Here is a 20,959-nt window from a genome sequence, read left to right as displayed (position 1 = left end):
TTCCCGTGACCCCGTAGTCGGAGGCCAGCGCCAGGGGCACGATCGCGTCCGCCAGGGTCACCGAAGCGGGCGATGCTGGAAGGAAACTGTGTGAGCCGGGTCTCGGTCCGGGGGTTCGCAGTGGCTTCGGCCACCGCGGTCACCGCCGTCGGAAGTGTCGTGGGTGTCGCCTCGGGCAGTGTCGCGCAGCCGAACGACGCGCTGACGAAGGCGGACGACGCCACTCTCCTCGCGGACATCCCCGTGGGGCAGCAGGCGGAGGTCCAGACCGCCTCCCTGACGCAGCAGGCCGCCTACCAGGCCATGGCCGCGGACGAGAGCGCGAAGAAGGACGCCGAGGAGGCCGCCCGCAAGGCGGCCGCCGAGATCGCCATCGCCAAGAAGGAAGCCGCCGAGGAGGCCGCGAAGGCCAAGGCGGAGGCCGAGGCCAAGGCGAAGGCCGCCAAGGGCGACTTCCCGGTCCAGAGCTCCTACTCGATCTCCGAGATCCAGTCGATGGCCCGTCAGATGGTTGCCGGCGGCCAGTGGCAGTGCTTCTCGAACATCGTCGACCACGAGTCGAGCTGGAACTACCGCGCCGTCAACGCCTCCTCCGGCGCCTACGGCCTCTTCCAGGCGCTGCCCGGCTCCAAGATGTCCTCGGTCGCCTCCGACTGGCAGACCAACCCGGCCACGCAGATCAAGTGGGGCCTGAACTACATGAACGAGCGCTACGGCAGCCCGTGCGACGCCTGGTCGTTCTGGCAGGCGAACAACTGGTACTAGACCCACCGGTTTCTCAACCTTCGACAGCCCCTCCCCGTCCTCAGGGAGGGGCTGTCGCCCTGTACGGTCGGGTGCGGACGACTCCCAGGGAGGGAGTGGTGCGAAGAGACAGGGCAAGAGGTCGGATCATGTCGCGGGTACCAGGGTGGCTCGGCAGGCTCGGCGCGGGCCTGACCGAGATGGGTGAGCGGCTCGACGAGCGGCGCGCGGAGGTCGAGCGGGACGGCGGGGTGCTGGACGAACCGCCGGTGAAGCCCAAGCCGAAGCCGGATGCCGCGCGCAAACCGGAGCCGAGGCCCGCCGCCCGCCCCGCCCGACCCCCGGTTCCCCGCACCGACCCCGCGCAGGCCGTCCCCTGGGGCGTGCGGGTCGCCGCCGAGGCCGGCTGGCGGCTCCTCGTGCTCGCCGGGACCGTGTGGATCCTGATGCGGGTCATCAGCGCGGTCCAGCTCGTCGTCCTCGCCTTCGTCATCGGGCTCCTCCTCACGGCCCTCCTCGAACCGGCCGTCGCCGCGCTCAAGCGGCGGGGGGTGCCGCGCGGGCTCGCGACCGCCCTCACCGCCGTCCTCGGCTTCGTCGTCATCGGGCTGCTCGGGTGGTTCGTCACCTGGCAGGTCATGGAGAACATCGACGACCTCTCCAACCAGATCCAGTCCGGCATCGACGACCTGCGCCGCTGGCTCCTCGACAGCCCCTTCCACGTCACCGACAAACAGATCAACGCGATCGCCAAGAACCTCCGCGAGGCGGTGGGCGCGAACGCGGACGAGATCACCTCGGCCGGCCTCGAAGGCGTCACGGTCATCGTCGAGGCGCTGACCGGGCTGCTCCTCGCCGCGTTCTCCACGCTCTTCCTGCTCTACGACGGCCGCCGGATCTGGGAGTGGACCCTCAAGCTCGTCCCCGCCGCCGCGCGTGAGGGCGTCGCCGGCGCCGGTCCGCGCGCCTGGGCCACGCTCACGGCCTACGTCCGCGGCACGGTCGTCGTCGCCCTGATCGACGCCATCTTCATCGGCCTCGGCATCTACTTCCTCGACGTCCCCATGGCCGTCCCCCTCGCCGTCTTCATCTTCCTCTTCTCCTTCATCCCCCTCGTCGGCGCCGTCGCCTCCGGCGCCCTCGCCGTCCTCGTCGCCCTCGTCACCCAGGGCCCCTTCACCGCCGTCATGACCCTCGCCGTCGTCCTCGCCGTCCAGCAGATCGAGGGCCACATCCTCCAGCCCTTCATCCTCGGCCGCGCCGTCCGCGTACACCCCCTCGCCGTCGTCCTCTCCGTCGCCGCCGGCGGGATGGTCGCGGGGATCGGGGGAGCGGTGGTGGCGGTGCCGCTGGTCGCGGTGACGAATACGGTGGTGGGGTATTTGCGGGCTTATGCGAACGAGGGGGACGACGAGGAGGGTGATTCCGCTGCCGAGGACCTTGAGGACGCTGTGCCGGCACACAGCGAGGCCGAGGACGCCGACGGCCCCGCTCAGCGGGGCTGAGCAGGGCCGTCGTACGGGGACCTAGTCCGCGAGGATCGCTTCCGCGTCCAGGGTCACGCCCACCGCCTGGATCACCGAGGCGATCTTGAAGGCTTCCTGGACGGTCTCGCGGGAGACGCCTGCCTTGCGGAGGACCTGTTCGTGGGAGTCGAGGCAGAGGCCGCAGCCGTTGATGGCGGAGACGGCGAAGGACCAGAGTTCGAAGTCGACCTTGTCGACGCCGGGGTTGCCGATGACGTTCATGCGCAGGCCGGCGCGGAGGTTGCCGTACTCGTGGTCGGACAGCAGGTGGCGGGTGCGGTAGAAGACGTTGTTCATCGCCATGACCGCAGCCGCCGACTTGGCCGCCCGGTACGCCTCGGGGGACAGGAACTCCCGGGCTTCAGGGGCGAGTTCGCGCAGCACGAGCGGGGAGCGCGAGGCGATGGCCGTCGCCAGGACCGTGCCCCACAGCTGCTGCGCGGGGAGTTCGGAGTTGCCGATGACCGAACCCAGGTTGAGCCGCAGGTCCTTGGCGTAGTCGGGTATCGCGGACTTGAGGGCGTCGAGGGACAAGGTCACTCACCCGCCAGGAGCTTGACCGGGTCGAGGGTGTCGTCGCCCTTGGTCCAGTTGCAGGGGCACAGCTCGTCGGTCTGGAGGGCGTCGAGCACGCGCAGCACCTCCTTGGGGTTACGGCCGACGGAGCCGGCGGTCACCATGGAGAACTGGATCTCGTTGTTCTGGTCGACGATGAACACCGCGCGCTGCGCGAAGCCGTCCTCGCCCTCGATGCCGAGGTCGCGCATCAGCTCGTGCTTGGAGTCCGCCAGCATCGGGAACGGCAGGTCGCGCAGGTCGTCGTGGTCCTTGCGCCAGGCGTGGTGGACGAACTCGGAGTCGCCGGAGAAGCCGAGGATCTGCGCGTCACGGTCGGCGAACTCGTCGTTCAGCTTGCCGAACGCGGCGATCTCCGTCGGGCAGACGAAGGTGAAGTCCTTCGGCCACGCGAAGACGACCTTCCACTGACCCTCGTACGTCTTGTGGTTGATCGTCTCGAACTCCTTGCCCTTCTCCAGCGAGACACAGGCGGTCAGTTCGAACTCGGGGAACTTGTCACCGACAGTGAGCACGAGCGCTCCTTGCATCGAGGTTGCAGCGAGAAAGCGTCCGAATCGCGGACGCTTCCCAGGGGTTGGACGATGCGGATACTTGCACAAGGTGCATTGATTACGGAAATAGCTACACTCGGGTGTGTTGATCGGAGGTAGCTATCAGTGACCGTGAGTAATGCCGGGGCCAAGAGGCGCCCACCCAGTCTGGCCCAGCTGCGCGCCTTCGCGGCAGTGGCCGAGCACCTGCACTTCCGGGACGCCGCCGCCGCGATCGGCATGAGCCAGCCCGCGCTGTCCGGGGCGGTGGCCGCGCTGGAGGAGGCGCTGGGGGTGACGCTGCTGGAGCGGACGACGCGCAAGGTGCTCCTCTCCCCGGCCGGCGAGCGCATCGCCGTGCGCGCCCGCGCCGTCCTCGCGGAGGTCGGGTCGCTGCTGGAGGAGGCGGAGGCGGTGCGCGCGCCCTTCACCGGCGCACTGCGGCTCGGCGTCATCCCGACGGTCGCGCCGTACCTGCTGCCGACGGTCATCGAACTCGTCCACGACCGTTACCCCGCGCTCGACCTCCAGGTCCACGAGGAGCAGACGGCGAGCCTCCTCGACGGCCTCGCGGCGGGCCGGCTCGACCTGCTCCTGCTCGCGGTCCCCCTCGGCGTCCCCGGCGTGCTCGAACTCCCGCTGTTCGACGAGGACTTCGTCCTGGTGACACCGCTCGGCCACCCACTCGGCGGCCAACGGGACGTCCCCCGCGAGCAGTTGAAGGAGGTGACGCTCCTCCTCCTCGACGAGGGCCACTGTCTGCGGGACCAGGCCCTCGACATCTGCCGTGAGGCGGGCCGCGAGGACGCCCCCGTCACCACGACCGCCGCCGGCCTCTCCACCCTGGTCCAGCTCGTCGCCGGCGGCCTCGGCTGCACGCTCCTGCCGCGCACCGCCGTCACCGTCGAGACCGCCCGCAATCCCCACCTGCGCGTCTCGACGTTCACCGCCCCGGCCCCCACCCGCCGCATCGCCCTCGCGACCCGGACGGGCGCGGCACGGGCCGACGAGTACGGGGAACTGGCGTGCGCGCTAAGAAAATCGCTGGCGCCGCTGCCGGTGCGGACGGTGAACTGAGGCTCGGGGGAGGGGAGTTGGCCGGACGTACGCGGGGGCGGCGAAGAGCGCGGCCCCAACAGGCGGGAGCGCGGCGCCATCGCATGGAAGCGACAGGGGGCGTGGGCCGCCAACACGCGGACGTGGCAGGGGTCGTGGCCCGCCAATACGCGGACGCGGTAGGGGTCGTGGCCCACCGACGCGCGGACGCGGCGGATCGCGTGGCCCATCAACGCGCGGAAGCGGTGGGGTACGCGGCCCCCCGGCCACGTACCCCACCGCCCGCTTCCCCCACCCGGAGCGGCCCGTTTCCCCACGCCGCCCCGCATCCGGGCCCCCGCGACACCTCCGTCGCGTCACGAGGGCCCGGCGTCAACTCGGTGAGAATCACCCGGTGTTGCGCAGAACCACCGTCAACTCACCGCGCTCACCCCGCCGTCACTCCGTCCGCAACCCGTCCGGCCGCAGCAGCCTCAGCAGGGGCGGCAGGCTCAGCAGCGTCACCGCGAGGACGACTCCCGCCGCGATCCCGGTCATCGTGAGGATCCCGGCCCAGTCGAAGCCGATGCGCGAACCGGTCATGCCCAGCAGGAGGCAGCCGAGGGCGACACCGATGCCGGTGGCGAGGATCAGACCGAGGCCGATCGGGACGGCCGTCTGCCACAGGACGGACAGGGACAGCGTCCGGCGCCGGGTGCCGAAGGCGACCAGCGAGGAGAGCAACTTGCGCCGCTCACGCAGCTGTTCGAGCTGGGAGACGAGGAGGCTCGCGCCGATCAGCCCGAGGACGCAGGTCGCGCCGACCAGCAGCCCGGTGCGGATCTTCGCGTACTCGTCGGAGGTCTCCGTCTCGTGCCACATCATCGGCTCGTGCGTCGGGTTGAGGGCCGCCGCCGTGTTGCGGGCGCGCTCGACCGCGTCGGGGACGGAGTCGTCGAGGGTGACGAAGACGCTGCCGAAGGAGGTGTCGGCGATGCCCTTCGGCATGGCCTTCGGCGTCATCAGGATCCCGAACCGCCGGTCTCCCGTGGGGTCGTCGACGGCGCGGACGGTCCTGACACCGGCTGGCACGGTCCACCGCGACAGGGTCTTCCCCTCGTCGTCCGTGCTGTAGTAGATCGTGTTGCCCGCCTTCAGCATGCCCACGTCGTCACCGCCGGTGCCGCTCGCGTCCGGCGCGACCGAGACCGAGTCCGACTCGTAGCCGTCGGCGCCGCCGGGCACCCGGAACACGTCCCCGTCCTTGCAGGAGGCGAGCACGGCGACCTCCTTCAGGCTCGCGCAGTCGCCGAGGGTCACCCGTATGTAACCGCCGCTGCCGTCCTCGGACTTGAAGTACTTCTCGTCGCCCATGTAGGTGCTGGCGAGTCCGACGGCGCGCCCGACCCCGTCGGTCTTGTCCAACGCGGCCGTGTAGGCGGTGATCTGGGTGTACGAGGGGACCTGGACCTCCATCTCCGCGCGCGTCGGGTCCTTCCCGGTGTCCGAGGTGTAGGCGCCCCCGACGCCGGCGAACAGCATCTGCAGCGCGATCGCCCCGGCCACCGCGACGGCGACGCCGTTGACCATCCGGGCGGCGTTCCCGCTGCTCAACTGGAGGCGCCGCACGGCGAGTTGCCAGGCGACCGGGCCGGAGCCGAGCCGGGCGACGGTCGTCTCGACGAGCCACGGCAGCAGCGCGGTGACGCCGATGAGCAGCAGGATGACGCCCCCGACGACGAGGTACTGGTTGAAGTCCCCGCCCGTGCGGCCCTGTCCGAGCATCGGGTACAGCAGCCCGGCCCCGGCGACCGGCAGCAGCAGCCGCCACCACAGCCGGCGCCGCGAGGGACGCGCCGTGCGCACCACGCCGAGCGGTTCGATGACGACGCCGCGCAGCGTGAACAGCGTGACGCCGATGGCCGCGGCGGGCACCGCGACGATCACCAGCAGGGTCAGCAGCGGCGACGGCGTCAGGTCCTCGGACTGGACGCTGACCTCCATCAGCTCGGCGCTGCCCGCGAGTTGACGCCCGATCAGGAAGAACACGGCGCCGAACACGAGCCCGAGAAGCGCCCCCGCGAGCGCTTCACCGGCCGCGATCCGCCGCGTCATCTGCCCGTCGGACCCGACCAGCCTGAGCGCCGCGAGCCGCTTGTCGCGCCGTTCGCCGCCCATGCGCACGGCCGCCGAGATGAACACCCCGACGGGCATGAGGAGGACGACGATCACGATGAGCGTGAGCAGCACGAGGATCGGGTCGGGTGCCTCGGTCGCCTGCTTCGTCTGCGGGTTGCCGAACTTCGCCAGCCGCATCACGTTGCTGTCCGGGTACTTGGCCTTCATGTCCGGCACGGTCGCGTAGTACGACAACTCCTGGGAGCCGACGATGCCTTGGCGCCCGATGGTGCCGACGACGTCGTACGGCAGCCGCTCGCGCAGCAGCTTCCCGGCGTCGGAGGAGAGGAGTTCCTTCAGGTGCGGCGAGACGACCATGCCGCCGGCCCTCGGGTACTCCTTCACGCCGGGCGGCAGCGGAGCGCGCGCCCCCTCCGGCTCGACCAGCCGTCCGCGCACCGACTGCTCGCGGAACTGCGAGTCGGCGCGGACGACGAGGACGGTGTCGTCGCCCTTCTTCGGCTCGGTCCGCGAGTCGTACGACCAGTCCGAGCGGGCTTCCTCGCGGGCGTCCCGGGCGCTCAGCGCGCTCGGCACGGCCGCCGTGAGCAGCAGCAGCGACACCCCGAGGCCCACGCCGACGGCCGTCAGCAGCGCCCGCGACCAGCCCTCGCGGCCCCCGGCGAACGCGAACCGCAGCCCCATGCCGAGGTCCCGCAGCCACGGCCTCGTGCCTCTCATACGACGCGCTCCATGTCCCGTGACTTGCCGTCGCGCACGACGATCTCGCGGTCGGAGTAGGCGGCGACGCGGGCCTCGTGGGTGACGAGGACGACGGCGGCGCCGGTCGTGCGGGCGGCCTCCGTCAGCAGCTCCATCACGCGCTCGCCGTTGAGGGAGTCGAGGGCGCCGGTCGGCTCGTCGGCGAAGACGACGCGCGGGCTGGTCACCAACGAGCGGGCCACGGCGACGCGTTGGCCCTGGCCGCCGGAGATCTCGCCGGGGCGCTTGCGGCCGAGGTCGTCGACCTCCAGACGTTCCATCCAGCCCAGCGCGGTCTTCTCGGCGGCCTTGCGGGAGGTGCCGTTCAGGCGCAGCGGCAGGGCGACGTTCTCGACGCAGGTCAGTTCCGGCACCAACTGGCCGAACTGGAACACGAATCCGAACTCCGAGCGGCGCAGGGCGCTGCGCTGGGCGTCGTTCATCGTGGCCATCTCGCGGCCGTCGTACATGATCGAGCCCTCGTCGGGGGTGACGATCCCCGCGAGGCAGTGCAACAGGGTCGACTTGCCCGAGCCCGAGGGGCCCATCACCGCGACGACCTCGCCGGGGTGGATGGAGAACTCGGCGCCGTCGAGCGCCATGGTCGGGCCGTACGCCTTGCGGAGGTTGTCGGCGGTCAGCAGGGAGCCGGCGGGGGCGGTCATCGGGCCACCACCTCGCGCAGCTTCTCCAGGCGGGCGGCGGTGAGTTCGAGCCAGCGCAGGTCGGCCTCCAGGTGGAACAGGGCGTGGTCGCAGATGAGTTGGTCCGCGAGATCGCCCTTGCGCTTGCGGTCGGTCAGGATGCGCATGCTGCGCAGGTGTTCGGAGCGCTGCGTGTCGAGGATGTCGCCCGCGTCGCGCCCCGTCAGCAGGGCCAGCACGATCTTCGTGTAGAGCGTCGACTGGAGGTACGGCTCCGGCTTCTCCGGCGACGCCAGCCACCGCTCGACGTCCGTGACGCCGGCCCCGGTGATCGCGTACCGCTTCCGCTCCGGGCCGTCGCCGGCCTCGACGCCGTCGACCACCACGAGGCCGTTCTTCAACAGCCGCGACATCGTCGAGTAGACCTGGCCGTAGTGCAGCGGCCGGTCGTGACCGAACTTCTCGTCGAACGCCCGCTTGAGGTCGTAACCATGACGGGGTCCGGACTCCAGGAGTCCCAGGAGGGTGTGACCGATGGACATGGGGAGGACTATACGTGGGGTGTATACGTCGCGTGTATACGCGGGGTGTGTAGAGGTGCCCTCCGACGACCATCACCGCAGGTCGCAGCCCAATGTCACGGGTTTGGAACAGGGGTTGGGGCCATCCGGGGTGCTTGGGGCCACCGAATACAAACGGGGACCTCACCGTTCCCACGGAGAGGCCCCCACGTCACGGAAGCGGATCTTCGGATCCGTGAACCAGAGCTAGTCGGCTTGCTGCTCGTCCCCGCCGGATTCGGAAGGGGTGATCACGAACGTGCCCTTGCCCCATTCGGTGCGGACGAGCCCACGCTCCCGGAGCACCCCCACGGCCCGCCGCGCGGTCATCCGCGCCACCCCGAAACGCTCACACAACTCGGCATCGCTCGGGATGCGCTCGCCAGGTCCATATGTCCCGTTCCGAATCTCCGCCATGAGCGCGTCGAGACGCCCCGACAGGCCGGGCCTAATCGGCCTGTCGGGGCTTGCCGAACAGCAGCGCCAAGTTCCTCGCGGCGCAACCGCAGAGCGCCGAAACCGCTCCGTCCTCCCCATGGTCCCGTCCGTGGACCAGTCCGACGAAAGAGGAAGCCACAGCGCTCTTCCGGCGCCAGAGCGACGCCACGCTGGAACTCCGCCTCAAACAGGAACGCCGCACCGCCGCCGCCCTCGCCACCCTGGGCATCGACTACCCCTACACCTACGACGGCGCCCCCTTCGGCGCCGACGCGTTCGCCGCGACGGAGGCAAGCGCATGAACCGCGATGCCTTGACCTCGGCGCCTCCCGTCCCCGGAGTCACCCTCTATGCTTGCCAGGACTGTGTGCTGCTCGTCGGCGCGGGCCCCGCGGCGTATGACGTGATCCGCAGCACTCAGCCCCTGCGCCGACACACCACGTGACGGACACTCGAAGTCCCGCCCGGCCAAGCGCCGGGCGGGACTTCGCCGCTTCCGACGCCTCCTCAGGCGTCATGGCGGATTTCCATCAGGCTGACGGCCCTGTCCGCACACTCAACTCCCCGGCGAATACGACCAGTTGTCCAGAAGCTCTCGCACTTGGGGCGCCTTCGCGTGAGGGCTGAAGCTCTCCAACATCCCTTCAAGCATGGTGTTGAGCCGAGGTGACGCGGTGCCATGAGAGAGCTCAAGGGCCTTGTTCGCCGAGGAGACGCCTCGGTCAAGGTCTCCAGTGCCCGCATACGAACTCGCCAACCAACTCTGGTACAGCGCGACTTCACGGGCATGTGACTCGTCGTACGGCGCCTTCAGGCCCTCGAGGACCGACACGGCCTTCCGAGGCTTCTTCACCTCTGCCCAGCATCTACCGGCCATGATCGACGACTCATCGCGGTTGATCCAGTAAACCGTGTCGGGCTCCTCAACCGCCTTTTGGTTGCGGCGGTCATGCGCCTCGGTGGAGATCCCGATGGCACGCTGAACTCCTGCGGAGTCTTCAGTACGAGCGCACGCCCAGGCGAGCCGGTCCGCCAGCACCACTTCCACCGCCGGCAGTACGTCACGAGGAGCGTTGGCCAGGGAAGCTCGGGCCATCGCCACGCTCTCGCGAGGTTGGTCCGAGGAGGCTGTGATGTAGGACAACTCCGAGAGCGCGGTCGACGCGAGGGTCCGGTTCCCGGCCTGGTTCGCCGCAGCGGCGGCGGCCTGCGCGAGCTTCCGGGCCTGCTCTGGACGACCGCTGTCGAACGAGATCCAGGAAGCGAACTGGTACAACTCGCCGAGAAGGCTGAGCAATCCGCGTGCGGTCGCCTCGTTGTAGGTCCCTGTGTTGGCCAGGTTGGAGAGATCGCGGACCTCCGCACCCACCAGTGGATAGACGGCCGCGCTGCCGTTGTAGTTATCCAGACGCCGGAGATCGACGAGACGTTCCGCAAAGCGGTCGATGTCCGACTGCCCGAGCTGGCGTCCACTCGCCGACGCGAGCGGCGTGGCGACGGACAGCCCCAGTAGGGCGCTGGCGCCGACAAACACCCGACGGTCCACAGGATCAACCCCTTCCACAGCAGGTGTACCCGCTGAACGCGGGGTCTGATCACGGTAACCAGACAAATCGATTTGGGTGCGCGCAACCGCCCGCATCGACGCCCACATCACTCAGACACCCCGGGCTCGCAACCGCACCAGCCACTTCGCAGCACTTCGCCCCGCCGAGCTCATCCCCGACGGGGCAAAGTAGCCCCACACCCCGAATAAACCAACAGCGTCCAGGCTTTCTGGGCGGGGCCGTCCTTGCTCCCCACCTCGTCCACACGGTCGTGACCGATGGCCGTGGGTTTGGAACAGGGGTTGACGCTGGCACACGAAGAAGCCCCACCGCTCACACGATGGGGCTTCCCTCGGCAGTGCGTACCGCTGTCAGACGGCGAGCCTTCCGCCCTTGACGCCCGCCGCGAAGAACGCGAACGCGGAGGCGGAGACGCCGAGCACAGGACCGTTCAGGTCCTTGGAGTCACGGACCAGGACCGCACCGCGAGCAGCGACGTCCGCGACCTCCAGGCAGTTGCCGCCGTTGCTGCTGTAGGAAGACTTGAACCAGTGAAGGACATCGGGTTCGGTACTCACGGGGTGCCCTTTCGCAACTCTTCGATCATGGCCACCGACGCTGTCTGAGACATCGCTTCGACCTGAAGTTGATGGTAGGCCGTCATCTTGAGCCGAACAAACCTTGCCTCACGCTCCATTCGCCCTTGCAGGGAAGACTCGGCGTAGGCGAGGTCCGAGCGATCGGGCAGCGTCAGCAAGTTGATCGGCAGGTCGAACGCCCGTCGTTCACCGAGGTCGTAGGGGGCGATCTGCAAGACGGTGGACGGCAGTTCGGCGAACGCCAGGAGCTGGTCCAACTGCGCGGCCATGACGTCCTTGCCGCCCACGATCCGCCTGACGCAGCTCTCGTCCATGACCACGTGGATGAGCGGCGCAGGGGTGCGTCTCAAGGAAGCCTGTCGCCCCGCGAGCAAGGCCAGCCGCTCCTGTGCCTGTGACTCCGTGATCGCTCCACGCCGTACCTCACCGGCCGCGGTGGCCGCCGCATACTCCGGGGTCTGGAGCAGGCCCGGAACGATGCCCAGCTCGAAGAGCCTGATCTCCACGGCGCGCGCCTCGTGCACCAGGTACTCCGGGAAGCCTTCCAACAGCGAACTCTCCCGCACGGACCGCACCATGCGCTGAAGCCGGTCGCCGGTGCCGAGCGCCCTGTCAGCACTGCGCGCGAAACGGGGAGTTGGGGACCGTCTACCAGTTTCCACTGCAGAAATATGCGTCCCCGAACATCCCATGCGCATACCCAACTCGTCCTGAGTCCACCCGCGTTCGTCCCTCAACCTGCGCAGTTCCACACCGAACGCCGCTCGCTGCGATTCCTCGGGGTCCAGCTCTTTCCGGTTCAACGGCCCTCACTCAACTCCCTAAACAACTTCCGCAAGTTGAAGACTGCCCGACATGGGGCCACGCTGAACCTCCCCGGTAGTGGAACCGCTACAGAGAGGAGCGGCCGTGTCCGACAAGCACTTGCCCTCGGCGCAGCACCCCCCACCCGTTCCGGAAGTCGGCACGATCCTGATCGACCGGCAGGGTCGTATCGGCGAGTTCCGTGCCGTCGAGTACGGGTCCTGGTGGCTGCGGCCGGTGGCAGGCGGGCTCGAGTGGACGGTGGAGCCCGGTTCCGCCGAGCCGGTGAGCCCGGAGCAGCGACTGCATACGAAGGTCGCCGTCGTGAACGAACAGACCAAGCGGCGGGGGCAGTTGGGGGCTTGACCGTCCTTGGTGACGGTAGCCGCGTGAATTCCCGGGCCCGGTCCCGAACGTCTGGTGAAAGGAAACAGCCGTGCAACTCATCGCCTCGCTCCCACTCCGAACAGCGCCCCCGGTGGCTGAAGCACTGAAGGGACAGCGACCGTACGCACTGAGCGGCGCCCGGTTCCGCCCCGCGTCCGAGAACCCGGTTCTCTCCGCGCCGGTCTACGACCCGAGGACCCAGACCGCCCGCCTCGCGGACGGCGTGCCACTGACGTCGATGGCGACCTCGCAGAAGACCAATCCCGACGGCGACGTCAAGAACCCTCCGCCGAGTGACGAGGGCGCCGACCCCGGAGCCTTCGAGTGACGAAGACCGTCCTGGTCGTGGACAGCCCCTTCGAGGCGGGCACCGACCTCGTCGTGGAGAGGCTGTCCACGGCCGGTGTCCCGGTGTTCCGCTTCGACACCCGCGATTTCCCCGGCGGGCTCTCGATCCGGGCCTCCCTCAAGAACGGGGAGTGGACGGGGTCCCTCGAAACGGCCCACCGCCGCGTCGAGTTGTCCGACATCGGCGCCGTCTACTGGAACCGCCCCCGGCTGTTCGAGTTCCCGGACCTGTCCGAAGCCGACGCCCACTGGGCCCGGGGAGCCGCCCGGATCGGACTCGGCGGAATCCTCACGAGCCTTCCGGTCCCCTACCTGAACCATCCGGCCAGGGCTTCCGCCGCCGAGTTCAAGCCCGCGCAGTTACGTACGGCGCACCTGTCCGGGCTCAGCACCCCCCGCACACTGATCACCTGCGACCGCACGGCAGTCCACGCCTTCGCCGACGACACCGGAACCCCCTTGATCACCAAGCCTCTCGGGAGTCCGTATGTCACGCACTCCTCCGGCGTCGAGTCGATGTATACGCGCGAGGTCGACCCGGACGCCCTGGACGGCGTGGAGATCACCGCGCACCTGTTCCAGGAACGTGTCCCCAAGGACTATGAGGTGCGGCTGACGTACGTCGGCGGTGTCTGCCACGGCGTCAGGATCGACGCGGGCAGCGAGGAAGCCCGTATCGACTGGCGGGCGGACTACGACGCGCTCAAGTACGGCACGGTCGAGACACCGCCCCACGTCGCCCTCGGTGTGGCCGCCTACACCGCCCGCATGGGACTTGAATACGCGGCCTTCGACTTCGTGGTCCGCCCCGACCATGAATGGGTGTTCCTGGAGGCCAACCCATCCGGCCAATGGGCCTGGCTCGACTCGGAAGATACCCCCCTCGCCGATTCCATCAGCCACATCCTTGAAAGGTGGTGCCACCTGTGACGGAGAACTTCCGAACCCGGAAACTGGCGGATCAGCTCAGAGCGATGGGCGCGGTGACGTCCGACCGGCTGCACCGGGCGTTCGCCGAGACACCCAGGCACGTCTTCGTCCCCGAGTACTACCTCTCACGGGGCGGCGCCCCGACCCGCTGGCAGAGGCTGACGGCCGAGGACGGACACGAATGGCTCGTGCCGGTCTACACGAACACCACGCTCGTCACCCGGCTGGAGCCGACGACGCAGGAGGCGGACGGCCTCTTCACCGGCGTGCCCATCTCGTCCAGCACCCAACCGAGCCTGGTCGCCCGCATGCTGGAGACGGCCGAACTCACCCCGGACGACGAGGTGTTGGACGCGGGCACAGGAACCGGCTACCAGGCGGGCCTCATCCTGCACCACCTGGCCGGCAGCGAACGGCTCGTGTCGGCGGACGTAGACCCGGAGTTGGCTGACCCCGCGCGCCGGGCGCTCGCAACTCTCGGGCACACGCCGGAGATCGTGACGGCGGACATCCGGACGCGGGACTGGGAACGGAAGTTCAGCAAGGTCATCGTCACCTGCGGACTGCCCGGGGTCACCGAAACGCTCAGGGAAGCCGTAGCCCCCGGCGGACGGCTGATCGCCAACCTGTTCCCGTCCATGAGCGGCGCCCTGGCCGTCCTCGACGCCAAGGAGGACGGCAGCCTGGAGGGCCGTTTCCACACGGACGGCGGTTCGTACATGGCGGCCAGGGAACAGGCACCCGAGGCAACAGCCTCACCGGCCGAGGTCTCCACGGAAGGGCACCCGACCGACGTCCCGATGGACGCGTTCGACGACCACCACTTCACGTTCCTCATCGCCGCGCACCTCCCGGGCGTACACCTCCAGTACGGCACGGACGACGACTCACCGTCCACCGTCATGCGCCGGCTGACGCTGCCCGACGGAACGTGGGCCGAGAGCGTGTACGCCCCCGGCGCCGAGCCGTACATCAGGGCGGGCGACGGCGAGGGCGCCTGGGACGCCGTCGAGCGCTGGTGGTCCTGGTACCTCGCTCACGACCGCCCGTCCTGGGACCGCTTCGGGCTCACGGTGACGGACGAGGGACACACGCTGTGGTTTCAGTCCCCGCAGGACGGGGAAGCGTGGCGGCTGCCAGGGTGACCCCCTCGCCCCTCCGGCCCCTCGCCCCTCCGACCCCTTCACCCCTCCGGCCCCCGAGGCGGACGCCCCCTCCGCGGCAGCGGCCCCGCGCCCCCCGGCAACCTCCCCGCCTCCTGCAACGCCTTCCGCAGCAGGAACTCGATCTGCGCGTTGGCGGAGCGCAGCTCGTCGCCGGCCCAGCGGGCGAGGGCGTCGTAGACGGACGGATCGAGCCGCAGCAGGACTTGCTTGCGCTGCTGCGGCCGGCGGTCCTGGGGGGACGTCACTGGTAGAGGGTCCCGGTGTTGAGGACGGGCTGGGGTGCGCGGTCGCCGCACAGGACGACCATCAGGTTGGAGACCATCGCCGCCTTGCGTTCGTCGTCGAGTTCCACGATGTCCTGTTCCGTGATCCGGGCGAGCGCCGCCTCGACCATGCCCACCGCCCCGTCGACGATCTCGCGCCGGGCCGCCACGACCGCGCCCGCCTGCTGCCGCTGGAGCATCGCGGAGGCGATCTCAGGAGCGTACGCGAGATGTGTGAAGCGGGACTCGATGATCTGCACACCGGCGGTACGGACCCGCTCGCTCAGTTCGACGGCCAGCTTCTCGGTGATCTCCTCGGCGTTGCCGCGCAGCGAGAGGCCGGCCTCGTCGTGGGCGTCGTAGGGGTACTCGATGGCGATGTGCCGGACGGCCGCCTCGGTCTGGGTCGCGACGAACTTCTGGTAGTTGTCGACCTCGAAGCTCGCCTGCGCGGTGTCCTCCACCCGCCACACGACGACGGCCGCCAGCTCGATGGGGTTGCCGTACGCGTCGTTGACCTTGAGGACGGGAGTCTCGTGGTTGCGCACCCGCGTGGAGATCTTCGCGCGGGACATGAAGGGGTTGACCCACCGCAGCCCGTCCTCCCGCAGCGTCCCCCGGTACCGCCCGAAGAGCTGCACGACCCGCGCCTCACCCGGCGCGATCATGTTGAGCCCGCAGAGGAAGAAGAGCGCGGTGACGGCGACGACGATCCCGCCCGCGATGAGGACGGCCTTGGTGGCGACGGACGCGACGGCGCCCGCGGAGACCGCCGCCCCGACGCCGCCGAGCGTGCCGGCGAGGCCGAGCAGCAGCGCGAGCCCGCCCCCGACGCTGTGCGCCGGAAACTCCTGGATCGAATTGTCCGTCATGTTCTGTTCTGTCATGGGTTGTCCCCCGTGGGTCACTAGCGTTGATCTAGCTAAGTGATATCACTTTTTCGGCGTACGGCAACCCTGGAACGTTCGTACGCGTCGAAAACGTTGGGGAGGAACGGGTGTGCTCCTGGGGCCCGTTGTGCCCGGGTGCCGATTCTCACGCCCGTAAGAGTCCGCATCGGCGGACGTTTGTCATAGAGAGCGATGTTAGTTTTCTGAGCTGACCTGCCCACGGGCACTGGAGTGACTGCCGAGTAGGAAGCGGAGCGGACGGACTCATGGGACGAGCGGACGACAGACGTGCGCGACAGCGCGGCGGCCGCCGCGCCGCGCCCAGGGACCGTTCGGCACCGGAACCGGCGGGCATGTCGACGGCCGAGCCGATACCCGGCGGCCCCCAGGCCCCCGGTGGCCCGCCCCCGGCCTCCGACAGCCCCCCGATACCCGGCGGCCGCGCCGCCGCGCGCAAGGCGGCCCAAGCGCAAGCGCGCGGTAAGAAAAAAGGTAAGAAGGACGACCGGAGCTTCCTGCGCCGGATGTTCACCTGGAAGAAGATCCTGGGCGCGTTCCTCGGTGTCTGCCTCCTCGGCATCGGCACCTTCATCGCCCTCTACATGATCATCGACATCCCCGACGGCAACCCGGACGCCCTGAAGCAGAGCAACGTCATCCGCTACAGCGACGGCACCGTCCTCGCCCGCGACGGCGAGCTGAACCGCGAGAACGTCTCCCTCGCGAAGATCCCCAAAGAGGTGCAGCGCACCTTCGTCGCCGCCGAGAACAAGACCTTCTACCAGGACGCCGGCGTCGACCTGAAGGGCACCGCCCGAGGCATCCTCAACACCCTCGCCGGACGCGGCGCGCAGGGCGGGTCCACGATCACCCAGCAGTACGTCAAGAACTACTACCTCACCCAGGAGCAGACGGTCACCCGCAAGCTCCAGGAGATCGTGATCTCCCTGAAGCTGGACCGCCAGAAGTCCAAGGACGACATCCTGGCCGGGTACATCAACACCAGCTACTACGGCCGCGGCGCCTACGGCCTCCAGGCCGCCGCCCAGGCGTACTACCGCGTCGACGCCGACCGCCTCACCGTCGAGCAGGGCGCCTACCTCGCCGCCCTCCTCCAGGCCCCCAGCCAGTACGACTGGGCGACCGCCACGCCGACCGGCAAGAAACTGGTCCAGGCCCGCTGGAACTACGTCCTGGACAACATGGTCGGCCAGAAGTGGCTCGACAAGACGAAGCGGGACGCGCTGAAGTTCCCCGTCCCGCTCGACCCCAAACCGTCGGCCGGCAAGAAGGGCCAGGTCGGCTACCTGGTCGACGCCGCGACGAAGGAACTCGAACGCCAGCTGGTCAGCGGGGGCAAGGCCGCCACCCTGTCCGAGGCCGCCGCCATGGTGGAGCGCGGCGGCTGGACCATCACCCTCAACATCGACCGGAAGAAGCAGGCGGCGCTGGAGAAGTCCGTCAAGGAACAGCTCACCAGCAAGCTCGACCCGAAGAAACGCTCGGTGGACGGCGACGTCCAGGCCGGCGCCGTCTCCGTCGACCCGAAGACCGGCAAGGTCGTCGCGATGTACGGCGGCGTCGACTACCTCCAGCACTACATGAACAACGCCACCCGCACCGACTACCAGCCGGCCTCCACCTTCAAGCCGGTCATCCTCGCCGCCGCGCTCGACCACGACGCCAAGACGCAGGACGGCGACACGATCAGCGTCAACTCGATCTACGACGGCACCAGCAAACGCCCGGTCGTCGGCAGCGCGATCGGCTTCGCCCCGGAGAACGAGGACGACGCCGACTACGGCCCCGTCACCATCCAGACGGCGATGAACAAGTCCATCAACTCGGTGTTCGCGCAGCTCGGTGTGGACGTCGGCATGGACAAGGTGATGGACACCGCCAAGGCCCTCGGCATGGACACCTCCGACCTGAAGGCCGTCCCCGCCCAGACCCTCGGCACCATGGGCGCGAGCCCGCTGCAGATGGCGGGGGTGTACGCCACCCTCGACAACCACGGCAAGAAGGTCACCCCGGCGATCATCGAGGAGGCCGAGTCGTCCACGATGACGATCAAGCCGAACCCGATCGGCGGCGAGGTCATCTCCCGCGAGGCCGCCGACACCGTCACCTCCGTCCTCACCGGCGTGGTCGACGACGGTACGGCCAAGACGTCGGTGCGCGACAACCCGAACCGCAACGGACAGAAGGTCGCGGGCAAGACGGGCACCTCGGACGACAACAAGTCGGCCTGGTTCACGGCCTACACGCCCGACCTGGTGACGTCCGTCGGCCTCTTCGGCGAGTCCGCGAAGAACCACAACCAGGTCACCCTGACCGGCGCGACCGGCCTCATCCCCGGCAAGGGCCGTATCAACGGCGGTGGTTACCCGGCGCAGATCTGGGCCGACTACACCTTCGGAGTGTCCAGCAAGGTCTCCAAGTTCGACCTGCAGACGACGCAGGGCGCCGCCGTGCAGCCGACGGTGACGGCCACCCCCTCGCCGAGCCCGACGCCGACGCCCAGCAGCTCCCCGAGTCCGTCGCCGTCGCCCAGCAACTCGCCGAGCCCGTCGCCGTCGCCGACCCCGAGCAGGTCCTCGTCGCCCAGCAACTCGCCGTCGCCCAGCAGTTCACCGACGCCGACGCCGAGCGGCGGGGACACGCTGGGGACGTCCGGGGGGAACCCGTTCGATCCGAGAGAGGATCAGTAGCGCGGACATGAGGAGGCGCCCGGTACCGACAAGTACCGGGCGCCTTTTCTCAGCCTTGGTGCGGCCGGTCGCGGGGCCTCAGCCCCGGTTCAGCTCGAACCACACGACCTTCCCGGTGCTGAGCCGGGTCGCCCCCCAGCGCCGCGCCAGCTTGTTGACGAGGTACAGGCCCCGCCCGCCCTCGTCCGTCGCCCGCGCCTGCCGCAGCCGGGGCAACTGCGGTACGTCGTCCCCGACTTCGCAGCGCAGCACGTCCGTGCGCAGCAGCCGCAGGGTCACCGGCCGGGAGGCGTAGCGCACGGCGTTGGTGACGACCTCGCTCACCAACAGCTCGACGGAATCGCTCAGTTCCTCAAGTCCCCAGCGGGCCAGGGCCCTTCGGGCGAGCCGGCGGGCGCGGCCGGGCGCCGCGTCCTCGGGCTCCAGGAACCAGTACGCGACGTCGCTCGGCGCGATCCCGTCGAAGCGGGCGGCGAGCAGCGCGATGTCGTCGTCCCGGTCGCCCGGACCGAGCATGTCCAGCACCTCGTCGCACAGCGCCTCCAGCGGCGGCGGGTGGTCCGGGCCGGTCAACTGCGCGGTCGCGGCGAGCTTTTCGCGCAGCGCCTCTATGCCCGTCCACACGTCACGCAGCCGGGACTCGACGAGCCCGTCCGTGTAGAGCAGCAGGGTGCCGCCGGCCGGGGCGTCCAGCTCGACGGCCTCGAAGTCGACTCCCCCGACTCCGATGGGCGCGTTCGGCGGCACCTTCAGGACCTCGGCCCGCCCGCCGAGGTGCAGCAGCACGGGCGGCGGGTGACCGGCGTTGGCGACGGTGATGCGGTGCGAGACCGGGTCGTACACCGCGTAGAGGCAGGTCGCCATGCGGTCCTGGCCGAGCCGCTGGGCCTGCTCGTCGAGGTGGTGCAGGACCTCCTGGGGCGGGAGGTCGAGCCCGGCCAGCGTCTGGGCCGTCGTCCGCAGCTGGCCCATGATCGCGGCGGAGGTCATGGAGTGGCCCATGACATCGCCGACGACGAGGGCGACGCGGCTGCCGGGCAGCGGGATCGCGTCGTACCAGTCGCCGCCGACCCGTGCCGTCTCGGCCGCCGGCAGGTAGCGGGAGGCGAGGCGGACACCGGTCGGGCGGGGGAGGTGGTCGGGCAGCATCGTGCGCTGCAACTCGTCGGCGATGTACGCCTCGCGGCCGTACAGGACGGCCTTGTCGATGCCGAGCGCGCTGTGCGTGGCGAGCTGGGCGGCGACGAGGAGGTCGTCCGGCTCGAAGGGGAAGCGGTCGGCGCGGCGGATGAACACCGTCGCCCCGATCACCCGGCGCCGGCCGCGCAACGGCGCGAGGATCGCGCGCTGCCCGCCCGGTACGATCAACTGGCTCTCCTCGCCGAGGAGTTCGGGCAGCGCCGCGCGGGCGGCGGGCGCGTCCGCGAAGACCGGGCGCACCCCGCGCAGCACCTCAGCGAGCGCCCCGCCCTGCCGCACCTCGCACAACTCGGCGATCGCGGACGACAGTTCGGAGATCTCGGACGGCTCGGGCAGCGGCGCCGGGATGATGAAACCGGCCTCGGAGTCCTGCTCCTCGGGGATCCGGTCCGTGCGGCGCAGCCGCAGCACCAGCGGCCCGGTGGGCCGCTCGTCGCCGACCGGCAGCGGGTCGCGCAGGTAGACGAGGATCGCGTCGGAGAACGTCGGCACGGTCGCCCGGCACAGCCCCATCACGATCTCGTCGAGGTCGATGCCGCGCGCGATGCGCCGGGTCGCCGCGCCGACGAACCTGAGCCGGTCGCCGTCGCGCCGCATCGGCGTCGGCTGGCCCGGCGGCAGGCCCTGGCCGCGGCGCCGCTCCTGCGGCACGTCACCGCCCGGCTGTGCGGGGATGCCCTCCGGCGCGGGGCGGGGCCGGTGGGCGTCCGGCTCGGCGGACACCGGCTGCGAGTGCTCCGGGTCCTTGCCCTTGTCGGCGCCCTGTTCGCCGCCCGTGTTCTCGTCGAACGGGGGCGTGTCCAGGGCCGCGGTGCCCGGGGTGTGCGCCGGGGAACGCAGGAGCGCCCCGCGGGGGTCCGAGGGGTCGGCGCCCTGCGGGCGTTCGAAGGAGGTCGGGTGCTCCGTCACGCGTGTCGAATCCGTCCGTCCGGGGCTGCGCGCCGTACGCGCAGTCGGTCCCGCCGAAAACCCGATACCCGGAATCCGAGTCCCCGGAACGGGAATCCGGCGTGACCGGAGGCTGTTTCCGACTCCCCGGGGGACGACTGGCCGCCGCCCGTACCGGTGTTGCCCTCGTACCCCTCGCTCACGTCCTGCCGCCCCTCGGTGACGTTCGGTCAGACCTGGTGTCTGCTCCGGGAGTTACTACCGCACTGCCCTTGCGGACGACGATCCTA

General features: G+C 69.8%; 21 protein-coding genes. 9 read left to right on the top strand and 12 right to left on the bottom strand.

The genetic code is table 11. The annotated features are described in order from the left end of the window. Window positions 1-90 precede the first annotated feature (90 nt). Window positions 91-765 (top strand): aggregation-promoting factor C-terminal-like domain-containing protein, encoded by a 675-nt coding sequence (locus IAG44_RS14170; RefSeq protein WP_187747486.1) that lies wholly within the window; start codon window positions 91-93, stop codon window positions 763-765. Window positions 766-893: 128 nt separating this feature from the next. Next, window positions 894-2,249 carry an AI-2E family transporter gene (locus IAG44_RS14165; protein ID WP_187747485.1) on the top strand — a complete coding sequence of 452 codons (1,356 nt, stop codon included), beginning with the start codon at window positions 894-896 and terminating at the stop codon, window positions 2,247-2,249. A 21-nt stretch (window positions 2,250-2,270) separates the two neighbouring features. Here IAG44_RS14165 and IAG44_RS14160 read toward each other — a convergent pair whose 3' ends face one another. Together IAG44_RS14160 and IAG44_RS14155 are read right to left on the bottom strand one after the other, a co-directional pair. Continuing rightward, window positions 2,271-2,804, bottom strand: a complete 534-nt coding sequence (locus IAG44_RS14160) for an alkyl hydroperoxide reductase (RefSeq protein WP_187747484.1) — start codon at window positions 2,802-2,804, stop codon at window positions 2,271-2,273. 2 nt (window positions 2,805-2,806) lie between these two features. Continuing rightward, window positions 2,807-3,361: a peroxiredoxin gene (locus IAG44_RS14155; RefSeq protein WP_187747483.1), complete on the bottom strand. Its 555-nt coding sequence runs from the start codon at window positions 3,359-3,361 to the stop codon at window positions 2,807-2,809. 144 nt (window positions 3,362-3,505) lie between these two features. Between IAG44_RS14155 and IAG44_RS14150 the strand changes: the two genes are divergently transcribed. Beyond that, window positions 3,506-4,456 (top strand): hydrogen peroxide-inducible genes activator, encoded by a 951-nt coding sequence (locus IAG44_RS14150; RefSeq protein WP_187747482.1) that lies wholly within the window; start codon window positions 3,506-3,508, stop codon window positions 4,454-4,456. Window positions 4,457-4,873: 417 nt separating this feature from the next. On the opposite strand, the gene IAG44_RS14145 is transcribed toward IAG44_RS14150, so the two are convergent. The 4 genes from IAG44_RS14145 to IAG44_RS43530 all read right to left on the bottom strand — a co-directional run bounded on the left by IAG44_RS14145 (window position 4,874) and on the right by IAG44_RS43530 (window position 8,915). Continuing rightward, entirely contained in the window at window positions 4,874-7,273 is a 2,400-nt protein-coding gene (locus IAG44_RS14145) for an ABC transporter permease (protein WP_246561695.1), read from the bottom strand. Then, complete coding sequence (locus IAG44_RS14140; RefSeq protein ID WP_187747481.1) at window positions 7,270-7,959, bottom strand: ABC transporter ATP-binding protein; 690 nt, start codon at window positions 7,957-7,959, stop codon at window positions 7,270-7,272. Before IAG44_RS14140 ends, IAG44_RS14145 begins: the two co-directional genes overlap by 4 nt. Continuing rightward, window positions 7,956-8,480: a PadR family transcriptional regulator gene (locus IAG44_RS14135; RefSeq protein ID WP_187747480.1), complete on the bottom strand. Its 525-nt coding sequence runs from the start codon at window positions 8,478-8,480 to the stop codon at window positions 7,956-7,958. Before IAG44_RS14135 ends, IAG44_RS14140 begins: the two co-directional genes overlap by 4 nt. Window positions 8,481-8,705: 225 nt before the next feature. Further along, complete coding sequence (locus tag IAG44_RS43530; protein ID WP_246561693.1) at window positions 8,706-8,915, bottom strand: GntR family transcriptional regulator; 210 nt, start codon at window positions 8,913-8,915, stop codon at window positions 8,706-8,708. A gap of 50 nt (window positions 8,916-8,965) precedes the next feature. Between IAG44_RS43530 and IAG44_RS14125 the strand changes: the two genes are divergently transcribed. Continuing rightward, window positions 8,966-9,238, top strand: a complete 273-nt coding sequence (locus IAG44_RS14125) for a hypothetical protein (RefSeq protein WP_187753142.1) — start codon at window positions 8,966-8,968, stop codon at window positions 9,236-9,238. Between the two features lie 254 nt (window positions 9,239-9,492). Here the strand turns inward: IAG44_RS14125 and IAG44_RS14120 are convergent, their stop codons facing one another. The 3 genes from IAG44_RS14120 to IAG44_RS14110 form a co-directional block, all read right to left on the bottom strand. Further along, window positions 9,493-10,578, bottom strand: coding sequence for an NsdA family TPR-like regulatory protein (locus tag IAG44_RS14120; protein ID WP_484602685.1), 1,086 nt, complete (start codon window positions 10,576-10,578; stop codon window positions 9,493-9,495). 276 nt (window positions 10,579-10,854) lie between these two features. After that, window positions 10,855-11,061 (bottom strand): DUF397 domain-containing protein, encoded by a 207-nt coding sequence (locus tag IAG44_RS14115; RefSeq protein ID WP_187747477.1) that lies wholly within the window; start codon window positions 11,059-11,061, stop codon window positions 10,855-10,857. Next, window positions 11,058-11,885, bottom strand: coding sequence for a helix-turn-helix domain-containing protein (locus IAG44_RS14110; protein WP_187747476.1), 828 nt, complete (start codon window positions 11,883-11,885; stop codon window positions 11,058-11,060). The genes IAG44_RS14115 and IAG44_RS14110 overlap by 4 nt, the downstream gene beginning before the upstream one ends. Before the next feature lie 106 nt (window positions 11,886-11,991). On the opposite strand from IAG44_RS14110, the gene IAG44_RS14105 reads away from it, so the two are divergent. The 4 genes from IAG44_RS14105 (at window position 11,992) to IAG44_RS14090 (ending at window position 14,696) form a co-directional block, all read left to right on the top strand. Then, window positions 11,992-12,252 (top strand): hypothetical protein, encoded by a 261-nt coding sequence (locus IAG44_RS14105; protein ID WP_187747475.1) that lies wholly within the window; start codon window positions 11,992-11,994, stop codon window positions 12,250-12,252. Window positions 12,253-12,364: 112 nt separating this feature from the next. Beyond that, window positions 12,365-12,601 (top strand): putative ATP-grasp-modified RiPP, encoded by a 237-nt coding sequence (tgmA, locus tag IAG44_RS14100; protein ID WP_187747474.1) that lies wholly within the window; start codon window positions 12,365-12,367, stop codon window positions 12,599-12,601. Next, window positions 12,598-13,551 carry an MvdC/MvdD family ATP grasp protein gene (locus tag IAG44_RS14095; RefSeq protein WP_187747473.1) on the top strand — a complete coding sequence of 318 codons (954 nt, stop codon included), beginning with the start codon at window positions 12,598-12,600 and terminating at the stop codon, window positions 13,549-13,551. The genes tgmA and IAG44_RS14095 overlap by 4 nt, the downstream gene beginning before the upstream one ends. Further along, entirely contained in the window at window positions 13,548-14,696 is a 1,149-nt protein-coding gene (locus IAG44_RS14090; protein ID WP_187747472.1) for a methyltransferase domain-containing protein, read from the top strand. Before IAG44_RS14095 ends, IAG44_RS14090 begins: the two co-directional genes overlap by 4 nt. Window positions 14,697-14,734: 38 nt before the next feature. On the opposite strand, the gene IAG44_RS14085 is transcribed toward IAG44_RS14090, so the two are convergent. Together IAG44_RS14085 and IAG44_RS14080 are read right to left on the bottom strand one after the other, a co-directional pair. After that, window positions 14,735-14,962, bottom strand: a complete 228-nt coding sequence (locus IAG44_RS14085; RefSeq protein WP_187747471.1) for a type II toxin-antitoxin system antitoxin — start codon at window positions 14,960-14,962, stop codon at window positions 14,735-14,737. Beyond that, window positions 14,959-15,867, bottom strand: a complete 909-nt coding sequence (locus tag IAG44_RS14080) for an SPFH domain-containing protein (RefSeq protein WP_187747470.1) — start codon at window positions 15,865-15,867, stop codon at window positions 14,959-14,961. Before IAG44_RS14080 ends, IAG44_RS14085 begins: the two co-directional genes overlap by 4 nt. Window positions 15,868-16,136: 269 nt before the next feature. On the opposite strand from IAG44_RS14080, the gene IAG44_RS14075 reads away from it, so the two are divergent. Continuing rightward, the gene (locus IAG44_RS14075) at window positions 16,137-18,581 is read left to right on the top strand and encodes a transglycosylase domain-containing protein (protein ID WP_187747469.1); all 2,445 of its coding nucleotides are present in this window, start codon (window positions 16,137-16,139) and stop codon (window positions 18,579-18,581) included. A gap of 78 nt (window positions 18,582-18,659) precedes the next feature. Here IAG44_RS14075 and IAG44_RS14070 read toward each other — a convergent pair whose 3' ends face one another. Then, window positions 18,660-20,690: an ATP-binding SpoIIE family protein phosphatase gene (locus IAG44_RS14070; protein WP_187747468.1), complete on the bottom strand. Its 2,031-nt coding sequence runs from the start codon at window positions 20,688-20,690 to the stop codon at window positions 18,660-18,662. Window positions 20,691-20,959: the final 269 nt, after the last annotated feature.

This window comes from Streptomyces roseirectus (assembly GCF_014489635.1).
Taxonomy (GTDB): Bacteria; Actinomycetota; Actinomycetes; order Streptomycetales; family Streptomycetaceae; genus Streptomyces; species Streptomyces roseirectus.
This window is presented reverse-complemented; position numbering and strand designations above follow the sequence as displayed.

Bases quoted from the DNA above. Each gene is read 5' to 3' on its own strand.
- IAG44_RS14075 (WP_187747469.1), top strand. From the start codon at position 16,137: ATGGGACGAGCGGACGACAGACGTGCGCGACAGCGCGGCGGCCGCCGC.
- IAG44_RS14135 (WP_187747480.1), bottom strand. From the start codon at position 8,480: ATGTCCATCGGTCACACCCTCCTGGGACTCCTGGAGTCCGGACCCCGT.
- IAG44_RS14140 (WP_187747481.1), bottom strand. From the start codon at position 7,959: ATGACCGCCCCCGCCGGCTCCCTGCTGACCGCCGACAACCTCCGCAAG.
- IAG44_RS43530 (WP_246561693.1), bottom strand. From the start codon at position 8,915: ATGGCGGAGATTCGGAACGGGACATATGGACCTGGCGAGCGCATCCCG.
- IAG44_RS14165 (WP_187747485.1), top strand. From the start codon at position 894: ATGTCGCGGGTACCAGGGTGGCTCGGCAGGCTCGGCGCGGGCCTGACC.
- IAG44_RS14145 (WP_246561695.1), bottom strand. From the start codon at position 7,273: ATGAGAGGCACGAGGCCGTGGCTGCGGGACCTCGGCATGGGGCTGCGG.
- IAG44_RS14080 (WP_187747470.1), bottom strand. From the start codon at position 15,867: ATGACAGAACAGAACATGACGGACAATTCGATCCAGGAGTTTCCGGCG.
- IAG44_RS14120 (WP_484602685.1), bottom strand. From the start codon at position 10,578: ATGCGGGCGGTTGCGCGCACCCAAATCGATTTGTCTGGTTACCGTGAT.